19 protein-coding genes are annotated in these 23,318 nt (G+C 40.2%); 3 read left to right on the forward strand and 16 right to left on the reverse strand.

Translation table 11 applies throughout. The features are described from left to right. Positions 1–3: 3 nt before the first annotated feature. The 3 genes from rfbD to H9X96_RS09700 are packed head-to-tail and all read right to left on the reverse strand — an operon-like array spanning position 4 to position 3,273. A complete protein-coding gene (rfbD, locus tag H9X96_RS09690; RefSeq protein WP_222943870.1) occupies positions 4–867 on the reverse strand; it encodes a dTDP-4-dehydrorhamnose reductase in 864 nt (287 codons plus the stop codon). Next, entirely contained in the window at positions 857–1,918 is a 1,062-nt protein-coding gene (rfbB, locus tag H9X96_RS09695) for a dTDP-glucose 4,6-dehydratase (protein ID WP_187666092.1), read from the reverse strand. Before rfbB ends, rfbD begins: the two co-directional genes overlap by 11 nt. A 20-nt stretch (positions 1,919–1,938) precedes the next feature. Next, entirely contained in the window at positions 1,939–3,273 is a 1,335-nt protein-coding gene (locus tag H9X96_RS09700) for an undecaprenyl-phosphate glucose phosphotransferase (RefSeq protein WP_255431072.1), read from the reverse strand. Positions 3,274–3,600: 327 nt separating this feature from the next. On the opposite strand from H9X96_RS09700, the gene H9X96_RS09705 reads away from it, so the two are divergent. Genes H9X96_RS09705 through H9X96_RS09715 form a run of 3 tightly spaced genes read left to right on the forward strand, consistent with a single transcriptional unit; the run spans position 3,601 to position 7,640 of the window. Further along, positions 3,601–4,983 carry a UDP-glucose/GDP-mannose dehydrogenase family protein gene (locus H9X96_RS09705; RefSeq protein WP_187666094.1) on the forward strand — a complete coding sequence of 461 codons (1,383 nt, stop codon included), beginning with the start codon at positions 3,601–3,603 and terminating at the stop codon, positions 4,981–4,983. 12 nt (positions 4,984–4,995) lie between these two features. Further along, positions 4,996–6,075: a mannose-1-phosphate guanylyltransferase gene (locus H9X96_RS09710; protein ID WP_187666095.1), complete on the forward strand. Its 1,080-nt coding sequence runs from the start codon at positions 4,996–4,998 to the stop codon at positions 6,073–6,075. Positions 6,076–6,098: 23 nt separating this feature from the next. After that, positions 6,099–7,640, forward strand: a complete 1,542-nt coding sequence (locus H9X96_RS09715) for a capsule assembly Wzi family protein (RefSeq protein WP_187666096.1) — start codon at positions 6,099–6,101, stop codon at positions 7,638–7,640. A gap of 107 nt (positions 7,641–7,747) precedes the next feature. Here the strand turns inward: H9X96_RS09715 and H9X96_RS09720 are convergent, their stop codons facing one another. From H9X96_RS09720 to H9X96_RS09780, 13 genes are all read right to left on the reverse strand, one after another. Further along, positions 7,748–8,854, reverse strand: a complete 1,107-nt coding sequence (locus tag H9X96_RS09720; RefSeq protein WP_187666097.1) for a DUF1972 domain-containing protein — start codon at positions 8,852–8,854, stop codon at positions 7,748–7,750. 6 nt (positions 8,855–8,860) lie between these two features. Then, a complete protein-coding gene (locus tag H9X96_RS09725) occupies positions 8,861–9,568 on the reverse strand; it encodes an SGNH/GDSL hydrolase family protein (RefSeq protein ID WP_187666098.1) in 708 nt (235 codons plus the stop codon). Between the two features lie 30 nt (positions 9,569–9,598). Continuing rightward, complete coding sequence (locus H9X96_RS09730) at positions 9,599–10,294, reverse strand: DapH/DapD/GlmU-related protein (RefSeq protein WP_187666099.1); 696 nt, start codon at positions 10,292–10,294, stop codon at positions 9,599–9,601. A gap of 7 nt (positions 10,295–10,301) precedes the next feature. Continuing rightward, a complete protein-coding gene (locus H9X96_RS09735; RefSeq protein WP_187666100.1) occupies positions 10,302–11,387 on the reverse strand; it encodes a glycoside hydrolase family 99-like domain-containing protein in 1,086 nt (361 codons plus the stop codon). A gap of 12 nt (positions 11,388–11,399) precedes the next feature. Then, on the reverse strand, positions 11,400–12,560 hold the full coding sequence (locus tag H9X96_RS09740) for a glycosyltransferase family 4 protein (RefSeq protein ID WP_187666101.1): 1,161 nt from the start codon (positions 12,558–12,560) through the stop codon (positions 11,400–11,402). A 44-nt stretch (positions 12,561–12,604) separates the two neighbouring features. After that, a complete protein-coding gene (locus H9X96_RS09745) occupies positions 12,605–13,489 on the reverse strand; it encodes a glycosyltransferase (RefSeq protein ID WP_187666102.1) in 885 nt (294 codons plus the stop codon). 70 nt (positions 13,490–13,559) lie between these two features. Beyond that, positions 13,560–14,819: a glycosyltransferase gene (locus tag H9X96_RS09750; protein WP_187666103.1), complete on the reverse strand. Its 1,260-nt coding sequence runs from the start codon at positions 14,817–14,819 to the stop codon at positions 13,560–13,562. Next, positions 14,816–16,153: an O-antigen ligase gene (locus H9X96_RS09755; protein ID WP_187666104.1), complete on the reverse strand. Its 1,338-nt coding sequence runs from the start codon at positions 16,151–16,153 to the stop codon at positions 14,816–14,818. Before H9X96_RS09755 ends, H9X96_RS09750 begins: the two co-directional genes overlap by 4 nt. Then, positions 16,146–17,387, reverse strand: a complete 1,242-nt coding sequence (locus H9X96_RS09760) for a polysaccharide pyruvyl transferase family protein (RefSeq protein ID WP_187666105.1) — start codon at positions 17,385–17,387, stop codon at positions 16,146–16,148. The genes H9X96_RS09755 and H9X96_RS09760 overlap by 8 nt, the downstream gene beginning before the upstream one ends. Before the next feature lie 26 nt (positions 17,388–17,413). Then, positions 17,414–18,421, reverse strand: coding sequence for a nitroreductase family protein (locus H9X96_RS09765; protein WP_187666106.1), 1,008 nt, complete (start codon positions 18,419–18,421; stop codon positions 17,414–17,416). A gap of 97 nt (positions 18,422–18,518) precedes the next feature. Further along, entirely contained in the window at positions 18,519–20,069 is a 1,551-nt protein-coding gene (locus tag H9X96_RS09770) for a hypothetical protein (protein WP_187666107.1), read from the reverse strand. Between the two features lie 15 nt (positions 20,070–20,084). Then, on the reverse strand, positions 20,085–22,436 hold the full coding sequence (locus H9X96_RS09775) for a tyrosine-protein kinase (RefSeq protein WP_187666108.1): 2,352 nt from the start codon (positions 22,434–22,436) through the stop codon (positions 20,085–20,087). 35 nt (positions 22,437–22,471) lie between these two features. Beyond that, positions 22,472–23,248, reverse strand: a complete 777-nt coding sequence (locus H9X96_RS09780) for a polysaccharide biosynthesis/export family protein (protein WP_255431073.1) — start codon at positions 23,246–23,248, stop codon at positions 22,472–22,474. Between the last annotated feature and the right edge of the window lie 70 nt (positions 23,249–23,318).

The raw sequence follows: 23,318 nt of genomic DNA on the forward strand, positions 1-23,318 counted from the left end.
TGTTTATTTTATGGCGTGAATACACCTAACAAGGCTGTCTCTCCAATAAGGAATTTCCAGGTTAAATGTGGTTTTTATTTTAGTTTTATCCATCACAGAGAAGGATGGACGCCTAGCCTTAGTAGGATAAGCACTTGTTGGAATGGGATGAATTTTCAGTTTAGTGCTGCTGATTTCGAAAATTGCTTTTGTAAAATCATACCAGGAACATAGGCCATCATTGCTATAATGGTAAGTTCCATAGGCTCCAGTCTGACCGGAATCGATGAGGTCAAGAATTACCCCAGCGAGGTCTACGCCATAAGTTGGGGTACCTACCTGATCCACAATGATGCTCAGTTCTTCACGTTCGGCACCTAGTTTCAGCATTGTTTTGACGAAATTACCTGCAAATTCAGAATACAGCCAGCTAGTGCGCAGGATATAATGGGCTTCCAGATGTGCCGCAATCTCCAGCTCTCCCTGCAATTTTGTTTTCCCATAAACATTGATTGGCGAGGCGACATCAGTTTCTTTCAATAAGGCCGGCACATTACCTTCAAAGACGAAATCAGTAGAAATATGGATCAATACGGCTTTAGATTCTGTACAAAACCGGGCTAAGTTTGCTGCACCAGTGCTGTTGATTTTTTCGCAAAGTTCCGCATCATCTTCCGCTTTATCTACGGCTGTATAGGCCGCACAATTGATGACAAAGTCCGGCGATTCTTTTTGGAATAAAGCCTTTAAAATCTCCAGATCCAGGATGTTCCCTTCTACTTCATCCAGAAAAACAAGACCAGACAAATTACGCTCCTTACTGACTTTGCTCAAACATTGTCCGAGTTGCCCAACCCCGCCAAAAATAAGTATTTTTTTAATGCTCATGTTCTGCATATTGTTCTTTGTAATAGTCCTGATATATACCTGAAGTTACATTTTCTAACCATTCTTCATTTTCCAGGTACCAATCCACTGTTTTCGCCAATCCTTCCTCAAACTGCAAAGAAGGTGTCCAGTTCAGCTCGTTTTGCAGCTTGCTGGAATCGATCGCATAGCGAAGATCATGACCTGCACGATCTGTCACATAAGTAATCAATGCGGCAGATGCCCCTGCTTCACGGCCGAGTTTTTCGTCCATAATCCGGCACAGTAAATGGATCAGGTCTATATTTTTCCATTCATTATGCCCTCCAATGTTATAGGTATCACCAGCTTTAGCCTGGTGAAAGATCCGGTCTATTGCCGCAGCATGGTCTTCTACCCAGAGCCAATCTCTGATATTTTCTCCCTTTCCATATACCGGAACTGGCTTGTTATTTTTGATATTATTAATCGCCAGTGGGATTAATTTCTCTGGAAAATGATGAGACCCATAATTGTTTGAACAGTTGGAAATGACTACATCTAGACCATAAGTATCATGGTAGGCCCGAACAAAATGATCAGAACTTGCTTTTGAAGCAGAGTACGGGCTATGTGGATCATAAGCAGTAGTTTCTGTAAACATTCCTGTTTCGCCCAGCGAGCCATATACTTCATCCGTACTCACATGGTAAAAACGGTGATTGGCATAGTCGCCTTTCCACATTTCTTTTGCTGCATTCAATAAATTTACGGTCCCAATCACATTGGTCATTACAAATTCCATAGGACTGCTAATGGAACGGTCTACATGTGATTCGGCAGCCAGGTGAATGACTGCATCTGGGTGTTCCTGATGAAAAAGTTCGGTTATGAATGCTGCATCCGTGATGTCTCCTTTGATAAAACGGTAATTGGGCGCATCCTCTACATCTTTAAGGTTCAACAGATTACCCGCATAAGTTAGCTTATCCAGATTGATGATCTGGTAATCAGCGTATTTTTTAATAAACTGTCTGACTACATGAGAGCCAATAAAACCCGCTCCCCCGGTAATTAAAATCTTCTTCCTCATTTTATATACTTTAAAAGCTGTTAATACGCATTATCTTCTCCTTTGATCATATTGATGACTGTCATAAAAACAATCTTCACTTCAAGCATTGCGGTCCAGTTTTCCAGGTACCAGATATCGTGCTGCACTCGTTTCTGCATAGAACCTTCCTCCTTAGTTTCTCCTCTAAGACCGTTTACCTGTGCCCAGCCGGTGATTCCTGGTTTCAGGAAATGTCTGACCATAAACTGGTTGATGATGGCCCGGTATTCCTCTGTATGTTTCAGCATATGCGGCCTTGGCCCTACTACGCTCATATTGCCCATCAATACATTAAAGAATTGCGGAAGTTCATCCAAACTGGATTTACGCAGGAATTTTCCAATTCCGGTAATGCGATCATCATCTTTAGTTGCTTGCTTCTGATCACTGTCGTTATTGACCTTCATACTCCGGAACTTATAACAATAGAAAGGTTCGTCGTTACGACCGCTTCTTAGCTGTTTAAATAATACTGGCCCCTTGTTTTCCATTTTAATCAGGATTGCGATTAAAGGATAGAGCCAGCTCATGATAAATACAATCACGCCCACACTAAAAATGATGTCGAAGGCACGCTTTTTGAAACGATTTCCGATACTTTCCAGCGGTTCTTTTCTTAATGAAATAACAGGAAATTCCCCTCCTACATAACTGATGGTATAAGGTGTGGCGATGGTGGTAGCCATATCTGGAATGAATTTAACACGGAGGCAGTGTTTATCAGCCTCCTGCAAAAAAGGCTGTATCAATGCCATTTTATGCGGCTCCAAAGAGACGTAAATGTCTTTCACTCCGTTTAATGCAGCTTTTCCCATTTTAGAAATGAAGTTTGTGGACAGGCGACCGTTTTCGTCCGCATATATGCGGCTTCCGTCATCAATATAACCATAAAAATCTATATTATACTGTCGGTCAAAGTAATGAGCCAAACGAAGACCTGTAGGATTTACTCCAATCAAAGCCACCTTTTTACTGACATTAAACCTATGAACCAGTAGAGATTGAAACGCAGTTCCTAGAAAACGGTTGAGTACAAATCCGAACACCAATAAAGCATAAAACACCACCAAAAATGTTCTTGAAAACTCGATGTCCCTAGAGAACAGCAGGTATAAAGCAAAAATCACGGCGTGTAAAGCAATGCTTCTCCAGGTTCCTCTGTAAATTCTTTCCAACCTTCTCGAGCCATAATCCGTATAAAGACCAAAAATCGCCGAGTTAAACAGCCATGAAAGGTTACAAACCACCATATAATGCTGCCATAGTTCATAAGAAACCGTCTTTCCCAGATATTCCGTAAGGTAATAAGCTAAAACATAGATTAAATTAAGCATTACGACATCGGTAATAGGTAAAATGTATCTAAGTAAGTACAAATAACGAGTCTGCATCTGAATTTGGATAAATTAGTTTGAATTATTAAAATATTATCAATAAAAACTGCTCAAAAAATCGGCTATTATTAAAATAATAACAGAAAATAATCTTGCTAGATTAAAAACACAATAACATTTATCAAAATTAACTCCATTAACGAATAAAAAGCTCCCCACAAATAGGTATTTTAACAAAAACAACAACATTAACAACATCCACAGGACTTCATTTCGCAAAATGATGGGTATTTTTACAATAAAATAAGATTAAAAAATAAATCATTTATGAAAATCGCGGTAATAGGAACAGGGTATGTCGGTCTAGTGACCGGTACTTGTCTCGCTGAGACAGGAAATGAGGTGATCTGTGTAGACATTGATCAGTTAAAGGTTGAAAAGATGCAGCATGGGATTATTCCAATTTATGAACCAGGGCTGGACATTTTGTTTCTGAGAAACATCTCGCAAAAGAGGCTGAGTTTCACTACCAATCTGGCCATGGCGATCAAGGATGCACAGATTATCTTTATGGCATTGCCGACCCCACCGGGTGGAGATGGCAATGCAGATCTTTCTTACATTCTAGGTGCTGCAGCAGATGTCTCGAAGCTGATCACTTCTTATAAAGTGATTGTGAACAAATCTACCGTTCCGGTAGGTACGGCAGATCAAGTAAAGGCAGTTTTCAAAGCAAATACAGCAGTAGAAGCAGATGTAGTTTCGAATCCTGAATTTTTAAGAGAAGGAGTTGCAGTAGAAGATTTTATGAAACCAGATCGTGTAGTGATCGGGACAAAAAGCGAAAAAGCAAAGAAACTGATGACCGAGCTGTATGCCCCTTATGTTAGGTCTGGAAACCCGATTTTGTTTATGGACGAGAAGTCTTCGGAACTTACTAAATACGCTGCAAACGCTTTTCTTGCGACTAAAATCACTTTCATGAATGAGATTGCCAATTTATGCGAACTGGTTCATGCAGATGTTGATTCGGTGCGTTTGGGAATTGGTTCGGATGAACGGATTGGTAAACGTTTTCTATTCCCTGGTCTTGGTTATGGCGGCAGCTGTTTCCCTAAAGACGTACAGGCTTTGTCAAAATCAGCAGAAGAAAATCAATATGATTTCCAGATTTTGAAAGCAGTAATGACTGTAAATGAAAAGCAAAAAACGGTACTGGTAGATAAGGTCTTGAAATATTACAAAGGAGATCTTAAAGGCAAACATTTTGCTTTATGGGGATTGGCTTTCAAACCGGAAACAGACGACATCAGAGAGGCACCAGCCTTATACATTATCAATAGACTGCTCCTAAATGGCGCTACGGTAACTGCTTTTGACCCTGAAGGAATGGATAACATCAAGGCTTTACTTGGTGATAAAATCAGTTATGCAGACCACCAATATGAGGCCTTAAAGGCTGCAGATGCACTGCTCATCGCTACAGAATGGTCCGTTTTTAGAAATCCAGACTTTGAAAAGATGGAAGAAATCATGGACAATAAAGTCATTTTTGATGGCCGAAACCTATATGATCTTCAAAAAATGATTGACTTAGGATACTATTACAATAGCATCGGGAGGTCTCTAATCCATCCTGTTACCACAGTAGATCTGGAGGAAAAACAAGTACACCTAACGGGCAATCAAAATGAGTTTGTGTCTTTATAACACCTGAGAAACATGGATAAAAACAATTATGTACTGATTATAGCTGGTGGCGTGGGCAGTCGCTTTTGGCCAAAAAGCCGTAATCATTTTCCGAAGCAGTTTTTAGATATTTTAGGAATAGGTCGGTCATTATTACAAATCACTTATGAGCGCTTCCTGAAGTTATGTCCAGCATCACATATTTATATTGTCACCAATAGTCAATATTCTGAGCTTGTTCAGGAGCAGTTACACGGAATTTCTCCGGATCAACTCATTTGTGAACCCAGCAGAAACAATACGGCACCCTGCATTGCCTATGCTTCATTTAAACTGGCAGCACTGAATCCGGAGGCAAATCTGGTTGTGGCGCCTTCTGACCATTTCATACAATACGAGGCCATTTTCATAGAGAAAATCCGCGCAGCTTTGGCGTATACCGATACGCATGAGGCCCTAGTTACACTAGGCATCAGTCCAATACGGCCAGATACCGGATACGGCTATATCCAATACGGAGCAGAAAGTGAAAAAGGCATTTATAAAGTGGAGAAGTTCAGGGAAAAACCGAACCTGCTCACAGCAATTGAGTACCTGAAAGAAGGAAATTACCTATGGAATGCCGGAATATTTATCTGGAAAGCGAAATCGATCCTCCAGGCTTTGAAGCGATATACCAGCAGCATCCACGCGCTATTTGAAGCTGGAAATCCGTATTATAACCTTCCCGAAGAAAGGGCTTTTGTTGACGAGCATTATCCAAAAGCACCAAATATCTCCATCGATTATGCCATCATGGAACAGGCGGATAATATTTACACCATTCCCGCAGATTTCGGCTGGTCTGATCTAGGCACCTGGGCTTCCCTGCATGAATCAGCAGATAAAGATGCTTCTGGAAATGTCATTTCCGCAAAGCAAATCAATGTAAAGGATACCCAAAACAGCATCATCCAGATCAATGAAAACAAGTTGGCAGTTATCAGAGGTCTCGATAATTTTATTGTCGTAGATGATGGCAATGCCTTGCTGATTTACCCAAAAAACCAGGAACAGGAAATTAAAGACGTCGTAAAAACGATGGCAGAAACTTATGGAAATCAATATGTATAAGCTCACCTAAAAACACCATCTCCATGAATGGCATCCAACAAGTAAAACACGCGCTTCTCCCCACACTATTGCTTTTGACAATTTCCACTGCAGTTCAGGCACAGCGACCTGAAATTAAATATTCAGTAGAGGCACAAGCCATAGGCACGACGAACAAAGTTGTTCCTTTCTGGATACGATCCAACCAATTTGGCTCAGTCCCACTCTCTGGTCTATCAGGAAGTTTTCTTGGAAAAGCAGAGAAAGATTACCGCAGCACCGACAGCCTGGCCATGAAATCACTTTTCGACTGGGGATTTGGGCTTGAGGCCAGGGCAAATGCAGGAAAAGGTTCAAATATGCAACTGATCTCCGCCTATGCGAAAGGACGAATGGGCATCTTTCAGCTCAAAGCAGGAAGGTCAAAAGATGTGATGGGTTTAAATGGCGATACGGTGCTGAGTACGGGTAACTTTTCAGTCTCCGGAAATGCTCCAGGCATTCCAAAACTGGAACTATCGATTCCTAATTATTACACTTTACCTATCTTCGGCGGCCTATTTTCCGTGAAAGGAAACTTTTTGCATGGCTGGCTGGGAAGAACAAAAATCCTGGACAGCATCATTGCCGGGCCCACTAGTAAATACGACATCAACGACACTAAACCGGTCAGCTATTTCCATCAGAAGTCATTATATGTGAGGTTAGGAAAAGCAGATTGGCGCTTTAAAATGTATGGAGGCTTCAACCACCAGGTATTTTGGGGGAATGAACAAGCCGCGTATGGTAGCAATTTCAAACTCTCTCCTACCGAGACCTTTTTTTATGTTGTGACCGGAAAATCATATGGCACGAAAGGGGTTCCGACCTCTAAAATCGGGAATCAGCTTGGCTCCATCGACTTCGGTGCTGATTATGATTTCGATGACCTTAAGGTGATGCTCTACCGACAAACCTTTTATGATGTAGGTGCTTTATCTAAACTAGCCAACATCAAAGATGGTTTAACAGGGGTTACGCTGGAAAACAAACGCTTTGACCCGAAAAGTTCGGGTTTTGCCTGGAAGAAGCTATTATTGGAATACTTCTATTCAAAAGATCAGGCCGGCTATCCATGGTCTAAATTTACCAAGTCGGGGGACGAGGATTACTACAACAACTTTTATTATGTAGAAGGCTGGTCTTACCAAGGCATGGGAATTGGAAATCCATTGATCACCCCCAGACAGGAAGCCCGAGCCGCTCAGGCCGTAAAGAAGTCAGATTACTTCATTAACAACCGGGTTGTTGCCCTTCATGCCGGACTTACCGGAAGGCTTTACAACTGGGATTTTATGACCAAAGTTACCTATTCGAACAACTATGGAACTTTTGGAACTAGTATCTATGGTAACTCCACAGGCAATATAAAAAGTCCTAAAAATCTTGAGATATTTGAAAAGGTGAATCAATTTTCCTACTATTTGGAAGGCACTAAGACGCTCAAAAATGGATATAGTGCGGGTTTTGCCACAGCATTGGATCAGGGAAAATTATTGAACAACTCTTTTGGCCTGATGCTTAAATTGAAAAAGGATTTTCGATAGTCAAATAAGGTTGAAATAAACGGGTGCTTAAAAGAATTCCCGGCAGTATTGGAACGCAATCAAATGCGTTCCAATACTGCCTAAGGAATACATCCCCCCGGATTAAACTATCTTGTAAATACACCTTTTACCTCCATAAGGTGTTTTTCATACTGATTTACAATCAATTCCCAATCGTATATTTCCCTAATCTTATCACAATTGTTTCTTCTCATCATTTGATACTTTTCAAGGTCATAACGGACAGTTTTCAAATGACCAGCCACTTCATCAGCCGTCCTGAAATAGATGGCATCTTCCCCTAATATATATCTATTGAAAGGGTTGTCATTGGCACACATTAAGCTATTAGATGCCATTGCTTCTAATAAAGAAGGATTGGTTCCGCCAACGGTATGTCCATGGAAGTAAATGTTCGCATAATAACGCAGGTTATTCAAAATATCAATATTGTAAACACCTCCGATAAACTTGATTTGCGGATAGGCCTCGAACTTCTTTTTTAAATAATTTCCATAAGTGGTTTCATGCTTCCCAACCACCAGAAAAGGGCGTTTCACATTTGCTTTTGCGACGCCATCCAAGATAATTTCAATACTATTTTCCGGCTCCAATCTGGCAATCAGCATATCATATTGATAAGGAACTAAGTCGTAACTTTTCAGAATGCCTATTGTAGGCTCTTTAAACAACGTTGCACCGTAGGCGATAAAGGTAGAATCTACATTGTATTTTTCCTTCAAATAATCTTGTATACCTATAGAATCCGAGATCAGGTGATCACTATATTTCACCCCTAGCTTTTCTGCCCACTGTAGGAACGTCCTTACTTTATCGGAGTATTTGGTACGTTTCCATTCCAGTCCGTCCATGTTAGTAGTAACCACCACCTTCTTTGGCAGCAGCCATCCCCAAACCGAGCCACTGGTGTAACCTAGCTGAAGAATCACATCGCATTTTTGTTTTCTTACGTCAAGAATGCAGTTCAAATCATAGATAAATTGTCCGGCCGTCCCCAGTTTGTATTCCGGATCATAACAATGACGCAAGTCTACACCATTCCATTTATCCTGTTGATAAGGGTGGTTATGAGAATTATAAACCACAACCTCGTGTCCTTTCTTCACTAAACCCAATGCTAAATATTCTGCGCATTGCTCAAATCCTCCATAATGATTTGGGATGCCCCGGGTACCAATAATTGCTATTTTCATTATAGATTACTTAAATAAGTGTTGTATTTCATTCCAGATTCTATTTGCTATATGTTCCATTCCAGCATCGGAAGGGTGCATCCCTACGCCTTGATTTTGGTACTGCTGAATGGCAGTATTTTCATTTCTATCTTTATAAAGACCTTGTAGATCTACATACATCCAGTTGTTCTGGAGCGCGGTTGATCTCATGATCTGGTCTATATACTGGTTTGGCCAAAAGCTGCCAACCAGACAAATTTTAACGGGTTTCCCTTCAGACAATTCAGCCGAAAAATGCGCTAGATGTTTGCCTAGCTCGTATTTTACCGCCAATGTATCGTTGATGTTCTCCCCTATTTCCAGCACAATTAAGTCTGGTTGCCAATCGCTGAATTTCTTAAAATCTGCGGCATTATATTTCCAGAATTTCCTTTCAAAAGAGTCCGCAATATTGGCGAATTGAAATTCCGTCTGAGGACTTAAACCGTATATTCTGGACTTCAGCAGGTGCAAAAAATCTTTACTGACAGCGCTTGCTGCCATACCCCAGTTGCCAGACCAGCCTACCGTAGGCTTTGCACCATGCCAGGTAATGCTGTTGCCCAAAATCAGTACTTTTAAAGGGATGGAATCTGATAAGCCATTCCCGTATACCTTCGTGCCAGCGCTTAAAACCAACGCGCATAAAACTTTTAAAACTATACTCTTAAACCTTTTCTCCTTATTAAACATCTTGCATTTTTTTTATTAAAAAGCCCATTTTTAATCATAAGTCCCTTTAATCACGCGAGCAGGAACACCGGCAATAATAGAGTTTGCAGGCATACTTTTATTGACCACCGCTCCCGCAGCTATGATTGAATTATCCCCAATGGAAACTCCTGCGAGGATAGTTACCTTAGCTCCTATCCAGCAGTTTTCCCCAATAGTAATTTTAGCACGGGTAGTCCCTTGATTTTTGATCAATTTACCCGGATCATTGTAGTTATGATTTTCCGGGTGGCAGCTGAAATATTGTCCAATGATGGTATTGTTTCCAATGGAAACACCACCAGAACCACCAATACTTGCAAACTGCCCGATTCCTACCTGTTTGCCAATATGTATAAACTCTCCTAAATTGTTAAATGAAGTAGAAATGATCACTTGAGAATAGGCTCCGATTCCGGAAGCGTCACCAATTATCAATTTCCCTTTGCCCAATCCACTTAGGTATACTCCGGTGTCAATTTTAACCCACTTTCCAATGCTGATGTGCTGGTTATTAAAGGTTCTCACTCCCCTGCCCAAAAAGATCGGCTTTGGCTTTTTCAAATGAAAAATCTGGAACAGCATCCCCCTCAGCAACTCCATACTTTTACTGAATGCCAGGTTGAATAAAGTTCGGCTGCTGATGTTTTCATCAAATTTGAAAGCAGGATTTCTCTTTCTGATAATCGATTGAAATATTATTTTCATTAACGTATTAGTTTTTTAAAGCTTTCTTAACTGCATCTAACAGTCTATTTTTATAAATCACAGATGGGGTTAACCATGCGCCTTCTCCATATTCATTCCAGGCATAGAGCACTGCGATATGATCATCTGATTTAGTCGGATTATTTTGGAGTGTCCATTCCTTCAATCCTTTCACCGTCTGATAAACCGATTCCGGAGCATACCCTTTAAAATGCGGAGAAGGCTTACTGATTCTGTTCATTTCATCCCAGGGACGCGGATCCCAGTTTAAAGTACTTACTGGGATATAAGGCATATCAAATTTTAAAAAGCTGGTCCAAACTGCCTTTTCTCTTTTAGGAATAGCGGTGACCGGACTGACTGACTGTCCATTAATTAAGGTTTGGTCATGGTAATTGTAGCCGGTCAGCACATCAAATCCGCATTGCTTAGCCAAGGCGATTTCTTTTTCATCGGGTGTAATGCTGATGCCAATACTTAGCCCTTTCATTCCTCTACTTACCGCATCAGCTCTCAATTGTCCTAAAGCCTGTTTAATTTTTGCAGCGGAACCAAATGAGCTCATCAGCATTTTTAAACTTAGAAAGGAAATCAATGGTTTTTCATTAAGAGTCAAATAGGCTTTATCTTCAAAAAGATCAAGCCATATTTTTGAGACCTTTGGCCAGTCTGCAGGGCCAATAATATATCCGTAATGATTGGCCACCAGCAAATTGAATTTCAGTCCTTGTTTTTCTTTTGAATGGACAAATAGCTGAAGTGCATTATTTCTGGGTTCCTCCAGCTCCTTTTTAGAAAGATCAGAGTAATACCAGCAAAAGGTAAAAAAATCAAGATTTGCGCTGACCGCAGCGGCGACTTGCTTGCGAATGATCTCAGGCGTACTGGTCACCCAACCCCAAACCGGAGCGCGTTCCTTATAATTCTCTGTTAGTGACTTAGTAATGTGATTGGTCTTACCTGTCCAGCCATCAAAATAATAAGCACCCACTTTTAACTGACCAGCTGGATAGTTTTGCCCATAAATGGGATTGATCTGCATACCCAATAAGGCCGTTGAAAGTAGAAAAGAGCACAAGATTATTTTTTTCATTTGGCTGTTCTTTTAAGCGGGTTCATTTTTAAAGGCTTCATCTAATTTTTTATAAAAGCCAACTAAAGAAAACTTTTCTTCGAATACCTTTTTAGCATTTCGACCATGCTTGTTCAACAACTCCAGGTCGTCGATATACTCGCGGAGCACCTTTACAAACTCAGCTTTGTTACCCGGTTCGAATAAAAACCCACTGTATCCATGCTCAATAATTTCGGGCAATCCGCCATGATTAGCTGCAATAACCGGCTTATTTAAGCTCATCGCTTCAATCGCAATTCTACCAAAGGGTTCAGGTTTGGTACTCGGCACAATCACCACATCCGACCAGCTATAAACTTCTGCTGTATCGGAAACAAAATCCATAAATTCCACTTTGTCCTTTAAGCCAAGCTGAACCACTTTTTCCTTTAAATCCAACACCATCTGCTCATTTCCAGCGGAGGTACTCCCCACTATTCTCAACAATACATTCGCATTGGCGATCAATGTTAAGGCCTCAATGGTAAAAGCCTGTCCTTTCCAACTGTTGATCCTACCAATCAGCAATACCTTTAGTGGTGCCTTTTCAGAAATCCCCAATGCTAGACTTTCTGAGAAAATAACAGTTTCTTTTTCAGAGATGACTCCTGTTTCGGAGATGGCTTTTACTTTTGCGAAGCCTTCAAATGCATTGTGAATCACCAGACTTTGTGCTAAAGGATCAAAACTCTTTAAGGTAGACTGAGAATTGAATATGATTTTAGATTTAGCCCCTTTCAAAAAGAAAGACAACACTTTGCTGATCATCCGATTTGGAATCTCCCGGATATGAATAATTTTCATTTGCTTCAGGAAGGGTGCCAGCAAGTAAAAGTCAAGGATCACCGAAGTGTTCACATACACCACATCATACTGATCAAACAGTTTCTTTTTAGCGGAAAATGAAAACAAAGGAAAAATGATCTTCCCCCATTGAAGTTTCATCAAATAGGTTTTACTTAATAAAGACAGGTTCATGAAAATAATTTCCACCTTTAGTTTTTCCAGTTCCAGCACCAACGGGCCGTTTCGTGGAAGAATAACGGTTATCTTTTCAAAGTTGGACGACAGGCTTAGGTAGTTTACAACTTGTAAAAAACTCCGGTCGGAACCATACATATCAGCACTCTGGTGTACGCAAATGATATTCATTATTCAGCGATTATATTTTAATGGGTATAATTCAATAAGGATGATTACTTCAAAAATCTGAGGTCCTGATATTTCAGTGCCAGTTTAAAAGACACCGCCATACTGTAAAAATAAACCAGCGTCCTTGCTACGGGTCTATCTGATAAAATCTTTGGCCAGGTACTTTTCAAATTTCTAAATCTGATTAACATGACATCGGCAGATGGGTTAGACCACAGCACTGTATCATGATCAAATTTGATAGGCAGCACATAAAGCTCCTTTTCAAATTTTGAAAAGTTGAGCATAAATCCGGTGTCAATTCCATAAAGACTTAAACGTTCATCGAATTTCATCTGATTTTCAAAAAACACCTTTGCAGAGATCACCATTCCACTGGTGATGGCCAATACATTCTTTGCAGGCAGTATTCCCGTTTTAATTTTTTTCCAATGTTTTCCTTTGAAATACACCCAGGAACCAGGGCTTACTACTTTTTCCTCATGGAGCACCAGAGGTAGGAATAGCGCAATTTTTGGGAATTTAAAGAGGGCATCTCCCAACTTATCAAAATAATAAGGAGGAATGTCTGTATCCTGGTCCAGCAGCAAAGCATAATCGTAGGTACGGGCAGACAGCACTTGATTATAAAGCTTAGAAAGCCAAGTATTTTCCGGTGACCATCGGTATTGAAATTTGCCAAAATCCTGTTCAAGTTCATAGATCTGATCGTCTGGGCATCTTTCCGGACTATTGTCCCAAATTACCAGTTCCAGTTCAAATAAATCTTTGTGCTGCGACAAAAGAGATTTTATCGTGGGAGATTCTAAAATCGTCTTTTTATACAATACCACTAAAACGAGTAATTTCGGTTTAGAAGTTTGTTCCTTACCCGCTATAGTAGATTTATTTTGCTGAAACATCGGCGATTGCTTTTCAATATTTTTCATTTCCTTATCAATTTATCCACGCTTTTCCTAAGCCACTGCGCTTTGCTTGCTAAACTCTGCTGCTGATTGATTAAATATATATAGCCAATCTTTTGTCCATTAACTTCTGATAAGAATTCTCTTCATTCAAAGTATGCAGTGCATTTTTTGACAATCGGGGCCCTAAATCATCCGATTCAATAAGCTTGGCAATGGAAGAACAGAACTCCTGAGGGGTATTGCCAATCAAGCAGTCTTTACCATTTTTAAAGCATAGCCCTTCCACCCCTACTTCTGTAGACACAAAAGGAACACCCATATTTACCGCTTCGATAATTTTCATGCGAATCCCACTGCCAATGCGAATTGGCACAATAAAAATGCTATTCGCCAACACATTGGACAGGTCTTCTACATAGCCCACAAAATTCACAGCACCTACCTCTGCTTCATATTCAGCGACACTGTTCTGGTGCCATTTTCCAATGACCAGCAATTCCAGCTTAGGGTAATTTGCTTTCAATCCAGTCCAGCAATTCCGTAGAAACCAATCCAATCCTTCTTTATTTGGAAAATGATCTTCTCCGCCAAGGAATACTAGTTTATGATCAAAAGAATATTCCGTTCCGGATGCCATCGCTTTAATAGGAACAGGAGAAGAAACCAATTTTGCTGTTTTCAAGTCTTTTTCCAAAATGATCTTATCTACCTCTGAAAGCGTACAGACCATATCATATTTTTCTAATGCAGACAGCTCAAATGATTTGTTCTTTTTATAGACCCGATTCAGGAAACCAGAACTGAAACTGAAAAGTTCCAGTTCTCTTTTTTCTCTAACAAACCGCAATTCATGGTGGACAAAAATCCGGTAAGAACTGCGGGGAATATATTTGGCAAAAGAGATCAGCTGGTGAAATTCTACCTGTACAAATTCGAAGTTATTCTCCAGCAAGACATTTCTGAAATGGTCAATAAAGCCACGAGGAAAGCCAAAGCTTTTGGACCTGAAGAGTGTAGTATTCACCTTCAGCAGGCGATCTAAATTTGTTTTACAAAAAGCGGAAAAGACGCCTTTACCGATTAAGCGGTTCGAAAATTCTGAGAAGCGGAATAGTACTGAACTCATCTTTTTGGAAATAGATTGTTCCGTAATCAAATATGGTTTAAAACTCACATTCGGCCATAAGACTTTCAGCTGCTCCAGATCTTTTTGCTCTTGAGCTGTCATGGTAAATGCGATGGTCATGTCAAAATGATGGCGCAACTCGTTGTCGAATTCGAATTGGGCGATTCTGCCACCCGAATTTAGAGGAAATGGCATATAGGGAGTAACAATTAATATCTTCCTCATTGCTGTCTATATTTAATTGAAAAAAAGGTGATGAAAAGAAATATGGGTAAGATGGCGGTTGAAAATGGAGCCCAGCCGCTAAGTCCATAAATGATATAAGCGATAAATAAGCCGATCATACTGAGAGAAAGGATTTCATTATGCCTTTTACTAATTTCTTTTTTAGCTTTAAAGATGTTGCCAAATAAAAAGCCTATCCATAAGGTCATCCCTATAATCCCCACTTCGGCAAGGACAATCAGGTGAATATTATGGATGGGATTGATGGCAAAAAAATCGTCTGTTGTCATTTGATTGACAATACCCAAGTGTTGAGACAAGTAAGAAAGGTGGCCATTTAAGCCTACGCCAATAATCGGCGAAGCGTCAAATAAATGAAGTGCCATCAGCCAATGTACCATCCGGTTGTCGTATTGATCAGATGAATCACTCCCCATGAAAAGTTCACTCAAAGGAGAATAGGCGATCAAATAAACCAATGCCAGTACCGTTGGCACCACGAACTTCAAGATATTGCCAACAGAAAAAAGATTTTTATGCGCGTTTTTATTGAGGTAATAACAGCTGGAAAGCGTGATGATCAGGGCCAGATAAGAGGTCCTGGAATACGTTAGAAAAATAATGAGCACACATAGAATCAGTGCCATTTTACTGGCTTTTTCCCTAAAATCATAAAGATAAGTGGCCAGGAAAAATGCGGCCGTTATCACCATGAATAAGGCCAGTCTGCCGGGGTGATTAAAGAACCCTACTGCCCCACTTCTGGTATCCAATCTGGTGGCCCATATTTCGGCAGATTCATGAAACAGTTTGGTGACTGCAGAAATACCTAACACCGGAAAACAAATGGCCAGAAAAAACTGGACCACCGTCAATAGCATTAAGCCATCAAACAGGCCATTCAGCACATCCTGCATACTCAGGAAACTGCTGAGCATTTTAAATAAAAGAATGTTTGACAAGAAAAAGATGGTCAAAACCCAGGTTCCTGTAGGAAAAGAATTGTAAGGGTTTAGAAAGGATAAAAGGAGCAGTGAGCAAACGCAATTGACCCAGTTATTGGGTTTAAAGGAATATTCCATCCATCTTCTTTTTGCAGAAGGCAATACCGCAATGATCAAACCTATGGTTAAGGAAATGATATAAATTGGCTGTACTGTTCCGGCGATATCATCGAATTTCGGGGTATTTAATGCTTTTCCAAATTCAAAAGGAATACAGAAAATAAAAAAGCTGACCCACAGAAATCGGGTATCCTTATTTTTAGATTTAAGGACTACCGATCTAAAGATATAGCAGAAGATGATCAGAAATAATAATATTCCTTTACCCATAGGTATAGTTATTGGTGGTTTCTAATTTTACACTACTGATGTTCTTTTTTACACTGTTTTGAATTGATGGGAAGTTCTCCGTAAACAAGCGGATCTTTTCTTTTGAATTGTCCAGCTTATCATAATCAATCAGACAAAGGTTCGGATCAATTTCAAACAGCTTCACCATACCTTCGAACTTATTGGCATAAGAAACGCCAAACATTGGCTTCGAATAGGTAAGTCCTGAAATTCCCAGATGCATTCTTCCGGTGATGGTAAAATCTACCAATGAAACGTAGCCTTTCAGCTCCACTCCATTTTTAATCTGATCTGTAAAAAAGCAGTCTAGGCCTTTTGCGCGAAAGTAGCCGTCAAGAATCCGACTGATGGTACTGTCGCTGGCCTCATCGCAAATCGGTCTGATGTCATGATAAAGAAAAACAAAAACGTAATCTCCCGCATCCAAAAATCCTTCTAACAAACTCTTAAAACCGGAAAGGTATTTGTCAAACCCAATTTTCTTAGCTTGGATTGCATTTGGGCAAACTCCAATTACGGTTTTACCACTAGATTTTACTTGTGTTACCCATGTTTTATAAGCGTCATAAGTTTTACTTTGATAAACTCCAGGTAAGTCCGGGCAGATAAAAGCGATATCATTGGTCAGGATCAGTCGGTCTGCAGGAATGAAATCTTTCATTCTCACATAAGATTCTACATCTCTGATTTTCAATTTAACATCTTTTGCGACCGATGAAAACTTCGCTTTCACGACCGGCAATATATTTTTGCTGACACTAAACCCAGAGATCTGAGCTTTCACACCAATGCGATGTGCCAGCTCAATTACCCTAAGGCGATTGATGGAATTATGAACACGATAGGTGCCATCCATGATGTCTGCTCCGATGACATACACTAAAGCACAGTCTTTGATCAGGAACAACAACTTAAGAAAATTTACCTTTTCATTAAATCCATCCAGAAACACCACATTTTTATTGATTGCTCTATAGTCTTCACGAATAATTTTATAGCCATTTAAAATACAAACCTGCGCATCATTAGCGAAGGTATTGATAAAGGAAGTGATCATAATATCCTCCCCAAATCCACCATTTAAATTGGCTGCAGGAAGTACTAATACTTTCTTCGCATCCTTTTTACCCTTTATAAAAAGGGAACAGAAAAGGGCTAAAGACCAGAAAAACTCTACATAAATCCCTTTAAATACTTCTTTTAACTTGTTCATCAATTATATATTAAAAATTACGTTTACTACCTTACTTCCACTATATCTGTCAATGGCCTGCGCTCCGAGATGGCTACACTGTAATGCTCTTTGAGATTCCCGACGGCTAAAAACATGATCGGAACACAATCGCTATCCATTTCCATAGAATTTGTAAATGCCTCATACTGCTTTTTAGCATAACTGGTATTCAGACAGCAAACTCCTAAGCCCTGAGCATGTAATCCCAACACGATCGACATGGCAAACATTCCTCCGTCGATGTACACCTGATTTCTTTCATAAGCGAAAAAAGAAGACAGCTTTCCGGTGATCACAATTAAGGAACTGATGTGTTCTCCAAAACCTTTATTTCCATTTTGAACATTCAAAAGTTTCCGTTTCAGTTCTACATTGGAATGTTCAATCACATAGACCTTCCAGGATTGCCTGTTACATACTGAAGGTGTATACCTGGCGGTATCGATCACTTTAAGTATCTTTTCTGTGGGCACAGGTTCGTCCGTAAAATCTCTGACGCTATTTCTGGATTTGAAAAAGCGCTCGTAATCAAAGTTTAGGGACTCCAGAATCTCCTGTTTTGGAACCATCTTTGTTCCTCCGGTTTTGTTTACCGTAGACTCATCGCATCGCAATAACAGACACTCCAGTTTACTTTTCAATTCCGCAGATACCTGCTGATGACCTTCATCAAAATTCAAATATTCACGAAGTGTATAAGCGGTCATGTCCGTAATTGCATCGATACCATACTTAGTCACATAATCATCCAGAATATCTGCTAATGCTCCAATCCTTGGTCCCCCAAAGCCGGGACGCGGCTCACGTAATGCCAATCCTTTTTCCACAGCGTGATATTCCTTAAGAATATAGGCTTGCATCATTTCCTTACTTCTTAGTTTGAAAGAGGCAGACTCTCTATTAAACTTCCGGTAGTCATATAAATAATCTTTAATAATCGACAACTGTGTTTGCTTCGCTCTATAAAGCCGTTTAGCTGATTTTGGAACGATCTTTTTAATTAAATTTTTCATTCGGAGTTTTCTATTTTTTTAATACCGGTCTTGCTCAAATGCGCCGAAACTAGGTTTCAGCGCAGGTTAAGTCTATTCAGTTTATATTTGATTGGTTTTAAGTATGTTTTAATTGCCGCTTCTTTGCCTGCAGCTTTTCCAGTAAAGCAGGAATCATCTTTTTTATGAATAACTTCTCATCTTCGCACAATCCGAAAAGGTAAATTCCTGTTCCGAAAATCAGGACTCCAGCGATGCCGGTAAAGAAAAACCTGAATTCAAAATGCAGGTAAGTAACCGATAAATAGCAAGTCAGCACCAGCAGAGCAAGCGGAATAATAATTTTAAAAATTACGTTAGAGAAGTAAAGCGAAATAGACAATCCGGCGATACTTCTTAAGAAAAACAACCTCAATGTACAGGCGATTAATTCAACCGCACAATAGCCAATAAACACATAATAAGGTGGATAACCTAACTTTAACAGCACATAAGCCAGTGGTAAGGCGAGTAATAAAACAGAGCCGACTACCATCTGATATGCTTTAACCCTTCCGGTAGCTTGTACTGCAGATTGTAAGCCTATAGTGAGCTGGTTAATTAAAGTGGCACACAACATTAAGGAACAAAATACCACAGTATATTCAGGCACCTTGGTTAACCATAAATGAAGGATCGTATCCATTTCAAAAATGCAGGGAACAGCCACAAAAGCCAATAAAAAGAATCCAAATTTGCTACCGATCATAGACAGTCTCAGCATCTTTTCACGGTTGTTGGCGCCTTCACTTTTCATGATCTGTGGGTTGATGGCACGCAATAGTGTGAAAGAAAAAAAGTTAAGCTGTGCAGCCACCTGATTAGCAATACCGAAAGCCGCATTCACTACTGTTCCTAGAAAGATATTCAGCAAGATCGCCAAACCTTCTGCCCTACCTAAGGCACATAAAGAGCCAAATAGATTCCAACCGGCAAAAGAAGTCAGCTCCTTCATCAACTTTGTATCAATTGAAAAGATCCCTTTCAACGTGCAATCTTCATACTTATAGCAGCAGTACACCGCATACATCAATAAACTGGAGATGCTAATCCCTGCAGTCAACAAACCATAAACAGCCAGTTTGTCCTGAGCAACCACATATAATAAATAAGCGATTCCTAGTTTCAACAGGGTTTCCACTACATTCACTATCGCTACCCATAGCATATTTTCATGTGCCACCAAGGAGCCGGTGAAAGGAACAGCGACGATCGTAAAGAAAACTGTTACCGACATAAAATGATAGATCATCTCTGCAACATGAATTCTATCCGCCGGAATATTCAGGAAACCATTGAACAAAAATAATCCTGCGATTTCCAATCCAGCAACAATCAGTATCCCTATCCCCAGATGCAAAACAAGACTATTTGAAAACACTCTCCTTTGCATCGCCAGGTCATTTTTCCCCTGATAAAAGGAAAGGTAACGCTGGGTGGAAGTGGCCATTGCTGTATTTAGAAAAGAAAGCATCGCAATCAGTCCGGCGATCAGGTTAAAAACACCATAATCTGCCGCACCCAAGGCGGTTAACACTAACCGGGTTGCGTATAATGAAATCCCCATGGTAATCAACATACGGGCATATAATATCCCCGTGTTCATCACGACTTTATTTCCTGATTTCATTTGATCTTTTAATAATTATGATTTGAATAATTTGTTGAAAAAACCTGTTTTCTGCGGACTGGTTCCATAGTCGCCATAGGTGTAACCATAGCCGTATCCTTTGGTTGCCTTGATATCGTTGATCACCAGACTTAAACCTTTCATCTTCTGACTCTTTTGCAGATCATCCACAATCGTCAATTGCTGTTTTAAGGTGTAATTTTGTCTCACTACGTACATACATACATCTGCATAAGAAGCCAGCAATTGCGCATCGGTCACAATACCTATCGGCGGCGCATCAATGATGATATAATCAAATTGTTCTTTTAATTCTTCCATCAGCGAATGTGTTCTTTCACTCAACAATAATTCTGCTGGATTTGGGGGAATCGGACCTGAACTGATCATAAATAAGTTCTCCTGGATTTTCAGCGGCATGATGATATCTGCTGTTTTGAATTCCGAATTGGCCACATAATTGGTAAATCCAACTGTACCTGGCAGGTTCAGTTTTGCCGACAAACCAGGTTTACGAAGATCCAGCTCCATCAGCAGCACCTTCTTATTGGCTAGTGCCAAAATATGTCCGAGGTTCATTGCCACAAAGGATTTTCCTTCGCCCGACATGCTGCTGGTAAACAGAATGACTTTTTCATTTTTGTTCTTAAACAGAAAGGAAAGATTGGTTCGCAATGCCCTGAACTGTTCTGAAATTGCGGAACGTGAACTGTTTGCAATCGCCATATTCTCGTTGTCTTCCTGATGACTGATTTCTCCAATGATGGGCACTTTAGTCAGCCTGGTGACATCCTCTTTCAGCTGTACTTTATCATTCAAGAGGTCTTTCAGGTACATTAATCCCAGAGGAATAGCTAAGCCGGCAATCAATCCAAACAAGTATACATAAGCTTTTTTAGGACTATAAGCTTTGATTTCAGATTTAGGAGGGTCTATCGTTCTTGAATTGGCAATGTTCGCTGTTTTAGAAATCGCGGTTTCCTCACTTTTCTGCATCAGGAAAATGTAAAGCTCCTGTTTGATCTGTTGTTGTCGGGCGAGGTTCAAGTAACTGCGCTCCATTTGAGGAACATTTCGGACCTGGCCTTCTGCCTTTTTCATTTGTTCATTAATGCGGTTTCTGGTGATCAGAAAACCATTTAGCGTACTGGCAATATTAGTTTCAATATCAGCTCTGGCATTGGAGATCTCCTTGTCCATCAACTGGATGCTAGGATTCGATTCTGTCAGCCCAATCATTCGCCTTGCACGTTCTAAAGTCAGGGCATTGTATTTCTCTACCACTCCATTGAACACCATATCTGTAGGGATCAATGAGCTTGGCAGCACTTTTTTATTCTTGCCTTCATCTTTTAAATAGTCCTGTAAACTACTTAAAACACTGATTTGCGTTTCTATCTTCCCCAGATCATTGACATATTGGCCACTGGTTTGTACCAGTAATTTAGATTGCTCCGACATGTCTGCCAGGTTATTCTTCTGCTTAAAAGATTGAATATTGCCTTCCAATCCACCCAGTTCGCCACTGATATGTGCCAGTCGGTTGTGGATAAACTTTACCGTGCTATCTGCCACTTCATTCTTATCTTTAAGATTAGCCTGTACGTACTTTTCAATCAGCTTTCCCAAGATATCTTCTCCCTTTTTTGGCACAGGATGATTCAGGGCAAGGTCAATCACGGTCACCTGTTTATTTTTAACCTCTACGGTTAATGCAGCCATCAGATCAATTACCCTTGAATCCACAGACATGATGGTAAAAAGGTAATTTTCATTAGCCGAAGCAACGTCCGGATTTTCTACAATCTGAACTATACCTACCTCTGGAATCGCAAAAGAACGGCCAAAGGCAACCAAGGTATCCAGTCCATCGGCAGTCACCGCTACTTTTCCTTTTTCTGCAAAGCTTACTTTTACCTCAGCCGATTTAATGGTATCTACCGGAGCTAAAACCTTGACTTGATAAGGGGATTCATACAATTCTACATTCTTAATCGCCCCCGTCCTATAATAGGTGACATTCAGGTTCATATCTTTCACTACTTCAGCCATCAGGTTCCGGGTTTTAAGGATCTCGGCTTCATTATCTACGGTACTTTTTGTTCCTAGAAGCCCACCAATGTCACCTAAAAGATCCCCCCCCCCCGACATTCCTGCTCCTTTTTTCTCGTCATTTACCAGGACTCTGGCGGAAATTTTATAATAGGGCGTTTTATACTTCCCATATAAATAAGAAAGTCCCAGACAAAGGAATACGGATAACGCAATCCAATACCAATTGTCCAATAAGCGTAATAGGAGCTGTTTAACATCCAGGCCATCTGAATTTTCATGCGCGGTTTTATGTTCAGAATTTATGTTATTCATTTATTATAGTCTAGCGGTTAATAAAGTAATGGCGGTTAAATCCTTGAAAACAATACAATTAAAACGGACAAGACTGTTCCAATCACTGCAAAAGTTTGCGTTCTTGCCTGGTTTAAGGAGGCTGCTTTGCCTTTATTAGGCTCCACATAGATCACATCGTTCTGTTTGAGATAATAAAATGGGCTTTCAAAAATCCGTGAAGAATTGAGGTCTAATCGTGCAAATTCTTTTTTGCCATCCTGATCTCTGATCAACAATACATTTTCCCTTTTTCCAAAAATGGTGAGGTCGCCAGCCATACCGAGAGCATCCAGCACGCTCACCTTTTCATTTGGGAGAATATAAGAAGAAGGTTTTGCCACCTCTCCCAATACAGTCACCTTGAAATTGGCATATCTGACCTGCACGTTGGGGTCTTTATAAAAGACAGCGGCTTTGGTTTTCAGGAGTTCCCTTGCCTCATAAGTGGTTAATCCGGCAACTTTAACCTGGCCAATGATAGAGAGGTCTACCTCTCCATTTTTATCCACCAGGAAACCACTGGCTGCAGAGGTACTGCTTCCTGAAGCTGCGACTGCAGCTATAGCATTGCTGTTTACCGTCTGATTAGCCAATTGATTTACTGGCATACCAGTAGTTGGGTCAACAGTTGCCAAGGAAATTGATAAAATATCGTCAGGATTTATAGTTAAGCCCTTAAAAATAGTAGTATTTTCAATGTCAGACTGACCATTAGCGGTAATATCCTGGAAATAAGGAACTTTTTTTGTCGTAGAACAAGAGTTCAGCAAAATAATAGAGAAAATAGCCAAATAATTAAGACACTTTCTTGACAACAAAACTTTAACCATAGTAATTTTGATCTAAAAAACGGCTTAATCA

The organism is Pedobacter sp. N36a (genome assembly GCF_014472395.1).
GTDB lineage: Bacteria > Bacteroidota > Bacteroidia > Sphingobacteriales > Sphingobacteriaceae > Pedobacter.

Excerpts from the sequence above, each read along its gene's own strand:
- rfbD (WP_222943870.1), bottom strand. The coding sequence starts at position 867 with ATGAGCATTAAAAAAATACTTATTTTTGGCGGGGTTGGGCAACTCGGA.
- rfbB (WP_187666092.1), bottom strand. The coding sequence starts at position 1,918 with ATGAGGAAGAAGATTTTAATTACCGGGGGAGCGGGTTTTATTGGCTCT.
- H9X96_RS09700 (WP_255431072.1), bottom strand. The coding sequence starts at position 3,273 with ATGCTTAATTTAATCTATGTTTTAGCTTATTACCTTACGGAATATCTG.
- H9X96_RS09705 (WP_187666094.1), top strand. The coding sequence starts at position 3,601 with ATGAAAATCGCGGTAATAGGAACAGGGTATGTCGGTCTAGTGACCGGT.
- H9X96_RS09710 (WP_187666095.1), top strand. The coding sequence starts at position 4,996 with ATGGATAAAAACAATTATGTACTGATTATAGCTGGTGGCGTGGGCAGT.
- H9X96_RS09715 (WP_187666096.1), top strand. The coding sequence starts at position 6,099 with ATGAATGGCATCCAACAAGTAAAACACGCGCTTCTCCCCACACTATTG.
- H9X96_RS09720 (WP_187666097.1), bottom strand. The coding sequence starts at position 8,854 with ATGAAAATAGCAATTATTGGTACCCGGGGCATCCCAAATCATTATGGA.
- H9X96_RS09725 (WP_187666098.1), bottom strand. The coding sequence starts at position 9,568 with ATGTTTAATAAGGAGAAAAGGTTTAAGAGTATAGTTTTAAAAGTTTTA.
- H9X96_RS09730 (WP_187666099.1), bottom strand. The coding sequence starts at position 10,294 with ATGAAAATAATATTTCAATCGATTATCAGAAAGAGAAATCCTGCTTTC.
- H9X96_RS09735 (WP_187666100.1), bottom strand. The coding sequence starts at position 11,387 with ATGAAAAAAATAATCTTGTGCTCTTTTCTACTTTCAACGGCCTTATTG.
- H9X96_RS09740 (WP_187666101.1), bottom strand. The coding sequence starts at position 12,560 with ATGAATATCATTTGCGTACACCAGAGTGCTGATATGTATGGTTCCGAC.
- H9X96_RS09745 (WP_187666102.1), bottom strand. The coding sequence starts at position 13,489 with ATGAAAAATATTGAAAAGCAATCGCCGATGTTTCAGCAAAATAAATCT.
- H9X96_RS09750 (WP_187666103.1), bottom strand. The coding sequence starts at position 14,819 with ATGAGGAAGATATTAATTGTTACTCCCTATATGCCATTTCCTCTAAAT.
- H9X96_RS09755 (WP_187666104.1), bottom strand. The coding sequence starts at position 16,153 with ATGGGTAAAGGAATATTATTATTTCTGATCATCTTCTGCTATATCTTT.
- H9X96_RS09760 (WP_187666105.1), bottom strand. The coding sequence starts at position 17,387 with ATGAACAAGTTAAAAGAAGTATTTAAAGGGATTTATGTAGAGTTTTTC.
- H9X96_RS09765 (WP_187666106.1), bottom strand. The coding sequence starts at position 18,421 with ATGAAAAATTTAATTAAAAAGATCGTTCCAAAATCAGCTAAACGGCTT.
- H9X96_RS09770 (WP_187666107.1), bottom strand. The coding sequence starts at position 20,069 with ATGAAATCAGGAAATAAAGTCGTGATGAACACGGGGATATTATATGCC.
- H9X96_RS09775 (WP_187666108.1), bottom strand. The coding sequence starts at position 22,436 with ATGAATAACATAAATTCTGAACATAAAACCGCGCATGAAAATTCAGAT.